This window comes from Lysinibacillus sp. FSL W7-1291, from assembly GCF_038593415.1.
Lineage (GTDB): Bacteria > Bacillota > Bacilli > Bacillales_A > Planococcaceae > Lysinibacillus > Lysinibacillus fusiformis_D.
Map to the genome: position 1 here is coordinate 792,060 of NZ_CP151994.1, position 12,018 is coordinate 804,077.

A 12,018-nucleotide genomic window follows, 5' to 3' on the forward strand; every position below is an offset into this window, starting at 1 on the left:
ACATGGATATACAAGACATCATTGTATCGCATGATAATACACGTAACCATTTAAATGGTGTTTCAACAACGATTGTCCAAGGGAAAATTACGACAATCATTGGCCCAAATGGCTGTGGGAAATCTACATTATTAAGTGTTATCTCTCGCCTTCATTCACCTAAATCAGGGACTGTCTCGTTAGAAAATAAAGATTTACTGCACTATAAGCCGAAAGAATTTGCTAAAAAACTGGCCATTGTGTATCAACAAAATGACATACCGAGAGATTTAACGATTGAAAAACTAGTTGGGTTTGGTCGTTTGCCACACCAAACAATGCTAAAAAAGAATCACGATGAGGACTCAAAAGCCATTGAATGGGCACTTGCCTGTACAAATTTACAGCATAAAGCTACAACAAGTTTAGAGGCGTTATCAGGTGGAGAGCGGCAGCGAGTGTGGATTGCTATGGCATTAGCACAACAGTCAGAAATATTATGTTTAGATGAGCCTACAACCTATTTGGATATATACTATCAAATAGAATTGCTAGAGCTGGTGAAAACATTAAACGAGCAGCATGGTTTAACGATTATCATGGTACTACATGATATTAATCAAGCCATTCGCTATAGCGACCATATTATTTTGATGAAGGAAGGTCAAATTTTTGCAGAGGGTGCGCCACGTGATGTGATTACGAAAGATATGATTAAAGAAGTGTATGGAGTGGATGCAATCTTTAATGAAGATAAACAGCTTGGCTACTATATGATGCCAATGGGAATATAAGAAGGTAATCCGATGAAGAAGAAAGTATCCAAGTTGCTAACACTGCTATATTTAGGCATATTTTTATTTTCTGTTTTTTCACTTGCAAAGTATCTATATACGTACTACGAAACGTCAAAATCATTAAAAGAAGTACAGGATATTTATCAGGCCACATTAGCAGCTAATGAAGAACAGCCAGCAGAACAAATCGAGGAGACAGAAACAACAAATGATGTATCAGCATTCACTATACGACCACAGTTCCTTGATTTATTGGCGATTAATCCTCAAATTATTGGGTGGATTTCAGTAGACGGAACAAAGCTGAATAATCCAATTTTACAAGCTGACAATAATGACTATTATTTAAATCATAACTTTAAAAATAAGGAGAGTCGTGCAGGCAGTGTTTTTATGGATTATCGAAATCAAATACTAGACATGAACAAAAATACGATTTTATATGGTCATGCCATGAAGAACGAGACGATGTTCGGTAGTTTAAAAAATTACTTAAAGCAAGACTATGCAGATGAGCATCCCATCCTATATCTTGATACCTTATATGAGGGCTATGATATTGAGGTTTTTGCTGCATATGAGACGACGATTGATTTCTATTATATTGAGACCGACTTTGCCAACAATGAAGCTTACCAAAACTTTATAGAGGAGATACAACAGCGATCTTCTATTCAGATGAATGTCGATCTAAGTCCAGACGATAAAATTTTGACGTTATCTACTTGTAAGGATGCGGTTTTAAGTGACGACCATCGCTTTGTCGTGCAAGGCAAGTTAGTCAAGCGTTGAGGGGAAGAAATGTAAAGGGTGAACCTTTAAGCTTGTTGGCAAGAATAGCTCCAACCTTGATTTTTCACAGCGAGTTGGAGCTTGCCTTCATCTCATTGTCACCTCTTCATATTTAAACCTTCATAAAAGCTTATATCAGTAGACAGAATGATCTCTACTGTCTGAAAGGATGTACCGATAATTTGGATATCCTTTTTTATTTTTAAAATTACTTGACGTAACTTTATTATTAATATATAGTAAGTTACATAAAGTAATTGATTGCTTTTCGTAATCATAATGTTTAACCAATCGAGTAACTACAAATGTTTATCCAATTCTGTTTTGGGTAACATAAATACTGTAGTTGCTTCATATTTTAAAATATATCTCGAAATCGAGATATAATCAACTTATTTGGAGGAATTTATAATGGCAAAATGGAACATTGATTTAGGACACTCAGCAGTAAACTTTCAAGTAAAACACATGATGGTATCAAAAGTTAAAGGCGTATTTGATAGCTATTCAGCTGATATTGAAGCGACAGACCTTGCAGACTTAACAACTGCTAACATTAACTTTACAATTGATCCAGCGAGTATTAATACACGTAGTGAAGATCGTGATAATCATTTAAAAGCAGAAGATTTCTTTGATGCTGAAAAATATCCAACAATTACATTTAAATCGACAAACATTGCTAAAAAAGCAGGAGATGAATATGCAGTAACTGGTGATTTAACAATTAAAGGCGTGACAAAGTCCGTAACGTTTGATACAGAATTCAATGGAAAAGGTACAAATCCATGGGGACAAGAAGTATATGGTTTTGAAGCTGAAACAACAATCAATCGTGAAGACTTTGGCCTAACTTGGAACGCAGCGTTAGAAACGGGTGGGGTTCTTGTTGGAAAAGATATTAAAGTAACTGTTGAATTAGAAATAAACCCAGCTTAAAAATAGATGATAGAGCATGCTTGAAGTAATTTTCAAGCATGCTTTTTATATAGAAAAATATAGACGTTTTTTAGTTAATCATTCTAGTAATGCTATTCTGTTAGAAATTACCATCAAATAAGTTTCTTGCATATTTTTAGTAATTACTGCATATAAATCATCATATTGTTTTTGGGGGCGATAGGATGAATGTATTAGTGACAGGTGGCTATGGTTTTATTGGCAGTGCCGTAGGTAGGCGTTTTTTCGAAGAAGGTGCAACAATTTATATTATTGATAATTTAAGTACGGGTCATTTACGAAATGTTGACTTTGAGCATAAATCCTATCTTTTAAATGTAGAGGATGAGGTTTGTGAGCATCTTTTTAAAGAAATACATTTTGATGTAGTCATCCATTGTGCGGCACAAACGAGCGTACAACAATCCATCCAAGAGCCAGTAAAGGATATTTTGACAAATATCGTTGGGCTAAGCCAAATGCTTTTTTTAGCTTCTAAGTATAATGTACAGCATTTTGTTTTTGCTTCGTCAGCATCGGTGTATGGAGATAGTCATTATCCGCCATTAGAAGAAACAGATGTCTGTGAACCGATATCTATGTATGGACTCAATAAGAGCATTGGGGAAACCTACTGTGAGAAATGGCATAAAGATTATCGTTTACCTATTCTCATCTACAGATTTGCTAATGTTTTTGGTCCAAGGCAACAAATGCAGGGCGAAGCAGCAGTGATCCCAAGTATGCTAAAAAGCAGTATGGCAGGCAAACCTTTTACGATTTATGGTGACGGTGAACAAACACGAGATTTCATTTATGTCGATGATATTGCAGATGCTATTTACGCTGGTGTATCTGCCCGTTTGCAAGGCACGTATAATGTATCCACAAATGAAGCTTGGTCTATTCACCAAGTCATCTTACTGCTGCAACATTTAAATCACCCACTTGAAATTCAATATGCCCCTGCACGTGAAGGAGATATCGAACATTCATTTTTAAATAACGACAAATTAGCCAAGGCCATTGGCTGGAGGCCAAAAACTTCTTTTGCAGAAGGAATCGAACGTACATTGCATGCATTACAAAATGAAAAACTAGCAGAAATTCAACAAAATAGTGGCTAAAGGGCATTTAAATTATGTAGGCATATTACATCGTGTAATATGTCTTTTTCTATGTCTATAGTATAATAATTCATTAAAGAAATGGTTGTGGACGGAGGCTTATTGATGCTTGTAGATTTTAGAGTGAAAAATTGTTTAAGTTATAAAGATGATACGTTATTTTCAATGGTAGCGGGCAGCCGTCTGCGAAAATGGAAGGATACTCATACCATTCAATTTGATTCACTTCGACTTGTGAAAAGTGCATTTATTTTTGGACCAAATGGTAGTGGGAAATCCAATCTTTTTACGGCTATTAAAGTATTACGTACTTTGCTTTTTAATTTTGAAAATTTAAATAATGTTAAGCAGTTACGTTTACCCTATCAACCGTTTAAGTTAGGAAGACAGCAGGGCACACCAACAGAGTTTATGATATCGCTTTTTTTAGATGGTGCTCTTTATGATTATGAAATACAGTACAATGCTTCTCAAGTTCTCTATGAGCGTCTTGTGAAGACGAACAAGTTGCAAAAAGAAGAGCTGTTTGTCAGACAATGGGATGGTACACAATATTCATATGAAACAGCTCAAACGAGTGCACAGGAGCTGACAAAATATACACGTAACAATACGGCCTTTTTGTCTGTCTTGCATGTTTTTAATGATTCAGATGCTTTAAAGATATTCGATTGGTTTTTACATAAAATTCTATTTCTTGATGAAGCAAATCGGTTATCAAGTCATCCTCTAATTCGTAAACTTGAAGAGAAGCCCTTTAAAAAAGAAGTGATCAAACTCCTTAAAATTGCAGACCTATCCATTCAAGATGTCACGGCCAGACGTGTGGAACGTCGAGAGAAAAATACAATTGGTTATGAGTATGAATCGTCTGAGGTGATTCAAGAAGTAGATATTGACCTACATTACTTATCATTTGATGAAGCAGGTGCACCGATAGGAACGGAAACGATTAATTGGACAATGGATTCGAAAGGCACAGTACGAATGCTACATTTAGCATGCGTGATGGTGGATGCTTATAATAAAGGAAAAACGATTTTTATAGACGAATTCGATACGGCATTCCATGTGTCGATTTGTGAGTTTTTAATGGCCATTATGAACAGCAAACGCAATCGAAATAATCAATTTATCGTGACAAGTCATGAAATAGAATTGCTAGATCAGCCATTGCGTTCAGATCAAATTTGGTTTGTTAATAAAAGCTTTAAAAATGAATCAGAGCTTTACTCTTTATTTGATTTTGCAGATTTACAAAAGAAGCGTGGAGATCTTTCTTATGCGAAACGCTATATAAAAGGTGAGTTTGGTGCAATGCCTGTTATCAATGAGTATTTATCTGAACAATATTTAGAAGAAGCGGAGGTATCTGAGCCTTGAGAGTACGTCAACAAGGGAGCCGAACACTGCGTAAAACGATTTTAATTTATTGTGAAGGTGAGACAGAACGTATTTATTTTGAACAAATGCGTATATTAAAGCGCTCTAAAATGGTTAGTGTCAAAATAAAAAACGTTAAACGTTCAGCTATTAAGCTTGCTCAACATGCTTATCGAGATTCCAGCTATCAATATTTTGATGAGGTTTGGATTGTTTTTGATAAGGATGACTTAACCGAAAAGCAATTAGAGGAAGTCAATCAATTTTGCGAGGAAAAAAATATTCGCATTGCCTATACCAATGAAGCATTTGAATTGTGGCTACTCCTGCATTTTGAGGAAGTCGACAGTTCAGAAAAGTATCCTCGTGCTGTCTTGAATGACAAGATGGAACAGCATCTTGGCGTAAGTCGTTATTTCCGTCACAAGGCAGATGAATCCATTATTGCCCCCATCGCATTACGACATGAGGTAGCGATTAAAAATTGTACAGACATGATGGCTCTTCGAAAGACGGAGAGCCGCGACAACCCTTACTGTAACATACATGAAATGATACGATACATATTTTAAGCGTGAGTAGGTTTTCTATTTCCAAATAGAGACCTGCTTTTTTATTTTTACACAATGCATTGTCGAAATGAAAGCATGTTTATTTTTCCAAAACATATAGTGTATATGGAGCGAAAGTAGTAAATAGATGAAAGGGGATTGTGTGGATAACTCAAAGTCGAATCAACGCAAAAATCTAGAGGAGAATGCCAAGGATCAGCAACTAGAGCCATTCCGTGTCGAGAATGAAGGCACGAGAATGACAACCAATCAGGGGCTAAGGGTGTCCAATGATGAGGATTCGCTTAAGGCAGGCGTTCGTGGGCCAACAATTATGGAGGATTTTCATCTTAGAGAAAAAATTACCCATTTTGATCATGAACGTATTCCAGAGCGCGTCGTACATGCCAGAGGTTTTGCAGCACATGGCGAGTTTGAATTGTATGAATCCATGGCAGAGTATACGAAGGCGAAATTTTTGCAGGATCCGAAAAAGAAAACACCTGTGTTTGTCAGGTTTTCAACAGTGGTAGGGAGCTTAGGATCGATGGACACAGCTCGTGATGTACGCGGATTTGCAACGAAATTTTATACGGATGAAGGAAATTATGATTTAGTCGGTAATAATATTCCTGTCTTTTTTATTCAGGATGCCATTAAGTTTCCCGATTTAATTCATGCCGTAAAGCCTGAGCCACACAATGATATGCCACAAGCAGCCTCTGCACACGATACTTTTTGGGATTTTGTAGCCAATAATCAGGAAATTGCGCATATGGTGATGTGGGTGATGTCTGACCGTGCCATTCCGCGAAGCTTTCGTATGATGGAAGGTTTCGGCGTGCATACATTCCGCTTCGTCAATGACAAGGGAAGATCGAGATTTGTCAAATTCCATTGGAAGCCTGTACTCGGTGTACATTCTCTCGTTTGGGATGAAGCCCAGATAATTGCTGGGAAGGACCCCGATTTTCAGCGACGGGATTTATGGGAAGCCATCGAAATTGGCGATTATCCAGAGTTTGAGTTAGCTGTCCAAATTCTTGAACCTGAAGATGAATTTAAATTTGATTTTGATATTTTAGATGCGACAAAGCTTTGGCCAGAGGAAATAGTGCCAGTGAAGAAGATTGGCAAAATGACCTTAAATCGTAATGTGGATAATGTTTTTGCTGAAACAGAGCAAGTTGCCTTCCACCCAGGTAGCGTTGTACCAGGCATAGACTTTACGAATGATCCTCTGTTACAGGGACGATTATTTTCATACTTAGACACACAGCTAATCCGTCTAGGTGGACCAAACTTTGCAGAAATTCCCATTAATCGACCGGTTTGCCCAGTGCATAATAATCAGCGGAATGGCTTTAGTCGACAGACCATTAATTTAGGGAGAGTGAGTTATCATAAAAATTCGCTGGCTAATAATACACCCGCCACTTCTACTGCAAGGGAAGGGGGATATGTTCATTATGAAGAAAAGGTTGAGGGACGCATCACAAGAGCGCGCAGTAAATCCTTTGATGATCATTTTTCACAAGCACGACTCTTTTGGAACAGCATGTCCCCACCTGAAAAACAACATATTATAGAGGCATTTAGCTTCGAGGTAGGAAAAGTGAAGAGTAAATCAGTTCGTCAGCAAGTTGTGGATATGTTTGTCCATGTAGATAAAGTAATGGCTACAACAGTGGCAGACAATGTTGGTGTTAATCGCCCTACAGGAGAGCAGTCCAAGGTCACAGCCTCCTCACCAGCACTTAGTCAAGCCAATACCATTAAATTGCCTTATACACTTAAGGTCGGAGTCTTAATTGGCGATGGCTTTGATGCAAATGAGGTCGGTGAAGTATTGAAATATTTAACAAGGCAAGGTGTACGCTACAGCATTATCTCCGATCGACTAGGTGTTGTGACAGGGAATAATGGGGTTCAATTAACGGCTACTGACACATTTATCACAACTGATGCTGTATTATTCGACTCGTTATATGTTGTTGGGGTAAAGGCAAGCAATCAGGCGAAATTCAATACTTATATCGTCAATTATATCAATGAAGCATATCGTCACTTTAAGCCGATCGGATTTGCTGCTACTGGCACAACTTTCTTCAATATGTCCAATGCAAACGTAGGCCCTGGCATTGTGTTAGCAACAGGTAACAAGGATTTCGCTAAAAAGTTCGTAGCAGCCATTGCCCAGCAACGATTTTGGCAACGAAATATCTATTAAATAGATCGGTGAGTAGCGAACACTTTCAGAACGAAGAGAAATACTCGCGGAACGAAGAGAAATACTCGCGGAACGGAGAGAAATACTCGCGGAACGAAGAGAAATACTCGCGGAACGAGAAGTGAAATACTCGCAAAAGGTAAGTAAATATTGTGCATGTCAAAAGGCCTTTCATTGAATGAGAGGCTTTTCCTCTGTCTGTCATTGCATTCAAATTTTGCGAATGATATGGTGGTACATGAGGTGAAAATTATGGAAAAATTTGATATTGCTATCATTGGAGCGGGACCAGGTGGCTATGTGGCTGCCATACATGCAGCGAAACATGGCAAAAAGGTTGCTCTCATCGAACGGGATAAGCTAGGGGGAGCCTGTTATAATGTTGGCTGCATTCCTTCAAAAATTTTATTGGAGCATAGTAAGCTTGTACAGGAAATTAAACGAGGGACGAGCTGGGGAATTGAAGTGTCTCAAGTGGAAATTCATTTTCCTCGATTGATGCAGCGAAAAGATACAATTATTCAAGAGCTGTTAAACAATATTGAGCACTATATTGTCAGCAATCAGATTACTTTATATCGTGGTGAGGCCTCTGTCGCAAAGGATTTAACGATTACAATTGGGAATGAGACGATAATGGCTACAGATATTATTTTAGCGACAGGCAGTAAACCATTTGTCCCCCCATTTGAGGGTTTAGCAACTTCGACCTATTTTACAACGGATACATTTTTTGATATAGACGAGTTACCAGCTCAATTAACCATTATTGGGGGTGGGGTAATTGCAGTTGAAATGGCCTTTAGTTTAGCGCCACTTGGTACAAAGGTAACGTTACTGAATCATAGTGAGGACATATTACAAACGGAAGAGGCTGAAGCAAGACCGCTGATTCGAGAAAAAATGAAAAAACTTAATATCGAGCTTGTGACAGATTTCAAGTTTGAAAAGTTTGAAGGCAATAGCATCCATACATCTAAAGGTGCTTATACATATGAAAATCTCTTATTTGCAACTGGTCGTCGTCCCAATACAGAAATCGCTCAGCAATTAGGCTTAACTTTAGATGGTCGATTAATTGCAGTGGATGAACATTTACAGACAAGTCAGCCACATGTTTATGCCATAGGCGACTTAGTAGATGGTTATCAGCTAGCGCATTCTGCCAGTGCTGAAGGCATTTACGTTGTCGATTATATTGTGGGCAAACAGCCAACATCAATTGACCAAAATTCAATTCCTCGTTGCGTTTATACACATCCGGAAATTGCTACATTTGGTTTATTAGAGGAGCAGGTCACAATACCTTACACCGTGACCAAAATGCCACTACAGACAAATCCTAAGGCATTAATGGAGGGGAATACAGAAGGCTTTGTGAAGTTAATTACAGCAGAGGAAAGTGGTCAAATTTTAGGTGCATGTGTTGTAGCCGATGGTGCCACAGAAATGCTTAATGCTATATTGGCAACAAAAAATGCAGGTGGTACAGCCCAATCACTTGCGCAGATGATCTTCCCACATCCAACGGTGTCGGAGCATATTGGAGATGCCGCAAAGGCTGTTTTTGGGAAAGCAATTCACCAATCATAAAAAAGCTATTGACATTCAGAGAATTTATGTTAGATTAATTTTATAAGAATACTTGGTATTAGAGTTGACTAGGCAACTAGAGGCTTCTATTTTACAAAACGGTAATCCGCCTGATTGTAAAATAGAAGCCTTTTTTAATGACAATGATTAAAAGGAGTGGGAAAAATGACAAAAGCAGTTATTTTGAATGGGAGCAATTCGAAAAATTCTAGAGTTACAGCCATTCATGAAAAGGTGGAAAATCATTTTATTGCGCGAGGAATAGAGGTACATTCCAATTATGTACATGAACTACCAGCTACCGATTTACTCACTGCCAATTTTGCCAGTAAGGAAATCCAAGCAGAAAATGCGCATGTTGAGCAAGCTGATTTTATTGTCATACTAACCCCTATTTATAAAGCTTCCTATACAGGTATTTTGAAGACCTACTTGGATTTACTGCCTCAAAAAGCCTTGCTTGGGAAGATCGTACTTCCTATTGCTGTAGGAGGTTCAATCGGTCATTTATTGGCATTAGAATATGCATTAAAGCCAGTTTTAGCTGTGCTTGGAGCAACATCAATTACCCATTCTGTTTATATTGTGGATAAACAAATTATTCGCCTTGAGGAAGGTGGCTTTGCGATTGAAGAAGAGGCTAGCAGCAGATTGGAAGCGGTGTTAGAACAATTACAGAAAGTGTTAATCGTTAATTAACGTGGTAAAAGCGCATTATAGGGGCATCCTATAATGCGCTTTCTTTAATTGATTTCAACATTTTCTTCATTCTCCATAGGTATTGTAGAGAGATATAAAAAAGCTTCATCTTGCAATAGCAATAATTTTTCTTCACAAATTCCGTGTGATAATGGTCCAGAAAATATGGACTCCCACCATGTCCCAGTTGTTGTTGTCATTCATCTACGCCCCCATTTCAGTTTTAATATGTAGTTGTATATTTCCCGAGATAAAAAAACTAAAACATTTCATTTTCACATAAAGCCATTTCACCCCCGATGCAGAAAGAGGATTTTTGCCCTCCGATGTTGTATCGTATAGACAATGATAGTTTGTTTCAAAATGAAAAAACTATGTATGGCATTTTAAAAAAAGGGGTGCTTTATTGATGAATTTTACGTCACAAGATGTGGAAAATATGATTACAGAGCAGCGTCAATTTTATTTTTCTCGTGCAACAAAAAGTGTAAAGTTTCGAAAAGAACAATTAAAAAAGTTAAAAACTTCCATTTTAAAATACGAAAAAGACATCTTGAATGCGCTGTATTTAGATCTTCGTAAAAGCGAATTTGAAGCATATGCAACTGAAATTGGCATTGTTTTAGATAGTATTTCATATATGGTAAAGCATGTAGAAGAATGGATGGAGCCAGAAGCAGTTAAAACACCGATACAATATCAAATGGGCAAAAGCTTCATTGTTCGTGAACCCTATGGTGTCACATTAATTATTGGACCGTTTAATTATCCATTTCAACTAGTTATGGAACCATTAATTGGTGCCATTGTTGGAGGGAACACAGCAATTGTCAAGCCGTCAGAAGCGTCTGTCCATACAGCAGCTATTGTGAAAAAAATAATTGAAGAAACGTTTCATTCCTCCTATGTACGTGTGGTAGAAGGTGAAAAAGAAGAAGTAACAGCTCTTATTCATGCGTCCTTTGATTACATTTTCTTTACAGGCAGTGTAGCTGTTGGAAAAGTGATAGCAAAGGCAGCAGCAGAACGTTTGACACCAATTGCTTTAGAGCTTGGTGGAAAAAGTCCAGCGATTGTCGATCAAACTGCAAACTTAGAAGTAGCAGCAAAGCGGATTGTATGGGGTAAATTTACAAATACTGGGCAAACATGTGTGGCCCCCGATTATTTACTTGTTCATAAAGATGTTTATGACCGTTTTATGAAAATCTTAAAAGAAACGATCCGATCGTTTTATGGCAAAAATCCTTTAAAAAGCCCTGATTACGGACGTATTGTGAATTTGAGACAATTCGATCGTTTACAACAAATTATCAAGGAAGAACGAGATGCCATTACATTTGGCGGCCGAATTGATCGTGATGATTTATATGTTGAGCCAACAATCATCGAGTATGTAAAATGGACAAGCCCATCTATGCAGGAAGAACTCTTTGGTCCTATTTTACCTGTTATGATGTATAATGAGTTACCACTGGCGATTCATCAAATTCGTCAATTACCAAAGCCTTTGGCGGCATATTTCTTCTCAGAACATGAAAAGGCCATACAATACTTTTTGGAGGAATTACCCTTCGGTGGTGGATGTATAAACGATACCATCACCCATGTTGGAAATTTACATTTACCATTTGGTGGTGTTGGACCATCTGGTGTGAAAGCGTACCATGGCAAAGCAAGCTTTGAAAACTTTACACATCCTAAATCCATTTTAAAGAAGTCCTCTAAGCTTGAGACAAATGTATTGTTCCCACCATATAAACAAAAAGTGAAAATTGTGCGGTCCATTATGAAATAGAAATTAGAAGGGAGATATCTTAGGATGTCTCCCTTGAAAAATAACCTCTTTGTCCTCAAAAAATCTTCCTAATTATGTCGAAAATCGTCGATTTGTGATTATAAATGAAAATTTCGAAGAAAACATAATT

11 protein-coding genes are annotated in these 12,018 nt (G+C 37.6%); 10 read left to right on the forward strand and 1 reads right to left on the reverse strand.

Translation table 11 applies throughout. The annotated features are described in order from the left end of the window. Positions 1 to 2: 2 nt before the first annotated feature. The 9 genes from NST76_RS03650 to ssuE all read left to right on the forward strand — a co-directional run bounded on the left by NST76_RS03650 (position 3) and on the right by ssuE (position 10,090). A complete protein-coding gene (locus NST76_RS03650; protein WP_058844162.1) occupies positions 3 to 773 on the forward strand; it encodes an ABC transporter ATP-binding protein in 771 nt (256 codons plus the stop codon). A gap of 12 nt (positions 774 to 785) precedes the next feature. Beyond that, positions 786 to 1,568, forward strand: coding sequence for a class B sortase (gene srtB, locus NST76_RS03655; RefSeq protein WP_036126477.1), 783 nt, complete (start codon positions 786 to 788; stop codon positions 1,566 to 1,568). A gap of 411 nt (positions 1,569 to 1,979) precedes the next feature. After that, positions 1,980 to 2,507 carry a YceI family protein gene (locus tag NST76_RS03660; RefSeq protein WP_036126475.1) on the forward strand — a complete coding sequence of 176 codons (528 nt, stop codon included), beginning with the start codon at positions 1,980 to 1,982 and terminating at the stop codon, positions 2,505 to 2,507. A 185-nt stretch (positions 2,508 to 2,692) separates the two neighbouring features. Continuing rightward, complete coding sequence (locus NST76_RS03665) at positions 2,693 to 3,634, forward strand: NAD-dependent epimerase/dehydratase family protein (protein WP_036126473.1); 942 nt, start codon at positions 2,693 to 2,695, stop codon at positions 3,632 to 3,634. A 105-nt stretch (positions 3,635 to 3,739) separates the two neighbouring features. Then, on the forward strand, positions 3,740 to 5,017 hold the full coding sequence (locus NST76_RS03670) for an ATP-binding protein (protein ID WP_058844161.1): 1,278 nt from the start codon (positions 3,740 to 3,742) through the stop codon (positions 5,015 to 5,017). After that, positions 5,014 to 5,589 (forward strand): RloB family protein, encoded by a 576-nt coding sequence (locus NST76_RS03675; RefSeq protein ID WP_036126467.1) that lies wholly within the window; start codon positions 5,014 to 5,016, stop codon positions 5,587 to 5,589. The genes NST76_RS03670 and NST76_RS03675 overlap by 4 nt, the downstream gene beginning before the upstream one ends. A 127-nt stretch (positions 5,590 to 5,716) precedes the next feature. After that, positions 5,717 to 7,798: a catalase gene (locus tag NST76_RS03680; protein ID WP_186436191.1), complete on the forward strand. Its 2,082-nt coding sequence runs from the start codon at positions 5,717 to 5,719 to the stop codon at positions 7,796 to 7,798. Between the two features lie 252 nt (positions 7,799 to 8,050). After that, positions 8,051 to 9,391, forward strand: coding sequence for a dihydrolipoyl dehydrogenase (gene lpdA / locus NST76_RS03685; protein ID WP_342544639.1), 1,341 nt, complete (start codon positions 8,051 to 8,053; stop codon positions 9,389 to 9,391). Positions 9,392 to 9,556: 165 nt separating this feature from the next. Beyond that, positions 9,557 to 10,090: an NADPH-dependent FMN reductase gene (gene ssuE / locus NST76_RS03690; protein ID WP_036125935.1), complete on the forward strand. Its 534-nt coding sequence runs from the start codon at positions 9,557 to 9,559 to the stop codon at positions 10,088 to 10,090. A gap of 44 nt (positions 10,091 to 10,134) precedes the next feature. Here ssuE and NST76_RS03695 read toward each other — a convergent pair whose 3' ends face one another. After that, positions 10,135 to 10,290 (reverse strand): hypothetical protein, encoded by a 156-nt coding sequence (locus NST76_RS03695; protein WP_186436192.1) that lies wholly within the window; start codon positions 10,288 to 10,290, stop codon positions 10,135 to 10,137. 209 nt (positions 10,291 to 10,499) lie between these two features. Here NST76_RS03695 and NST76_RS03700 point away from each other — a divergent pair, with 209 nt between their 5' ends. Then, positions 10,500 to 11,888, forward strand: a complete 1,389-nt coding sequence (locus tag NST76_RS03700) for an aldehyde dehydrogenase (protein WP_058845184.1) — start codon at positions 10,500 to 10,502, stop codon at positions 11,886 to 11,888. Positions 11,889 to 12,018 lie beyond the last annotated feature (130 nt).

Excerpts from the sequence above, each read along its gene's own strand:
- srtB (WP_036126477.1), top strand. The coding sequence starts at position 786 with ATGAAGAAGAAAGTATCCAAGTTGCTAACACTGCTATATTTAGGCATA.
- lpdA (WP_342544639.1), top strand. The coding sequence starts at position 8,051 with ATGGAAAAATTTGATATTGCTATCATTGGAGCGGGACCAGGTGGCTAT.
- NST76_RS03660 (WP_036126475.1), top strand. The coding sequence starts at position 1,980 with ATGGCAAAATGGAACATTGATTTAGGACACTCAGCAGTAAACTTTCAA.
- NST76_RS03700 (WP_058845184.1), top strand. The coding sequence starts at position 10,500 with ATGAATTTTACGTCACAAGATGTGGAAAATATGATTACAGAGCAGCGT.
- NST76_RS03670 (WP_058844161.1), top strand. The coding sequence starts at position 3,740 with ATGCTTGTAGATTTTAGAGTGAAAAATTGTTTAAGTTATAAAGATGAT.
- NST76_RS03665 (WP_036126473.1), top strand. The coding sequence starts at position 2,693 with ATGAATGTATTAGTGACAGGTGGCTATGGTTTTATTGGCAGTGCCGTA.
- NST76_RS03695 (WP_186436192.1), bottom strand. The coding sequence starts at position 10,290 with ATGACAACAACAACTGGGACATGGTGGGAGTCCATATTTTCTGGACCA.
- ssuE (WP_036125935.1), top strand. The coding sequence starts at position 9,557 with ATGACAAAAGCAGTTATTTTGAATGGGAGCAATTCGAAAAATTCTAGA.
- NST76_RS03680 (WP_186436191.1), top strand. The coding sequence starts at position 5,717 with ATGAAAGGGGATTGTGTGGATAACTCAAAGTCGAATCAACGCAAAAAT.
- NST76_RS03650 (WP_058844162.1), top strand. The coding sequence starts at position 3 with ATGGATATACAAGACATCATTGTATCGCATGATAATACACGTAACCAT.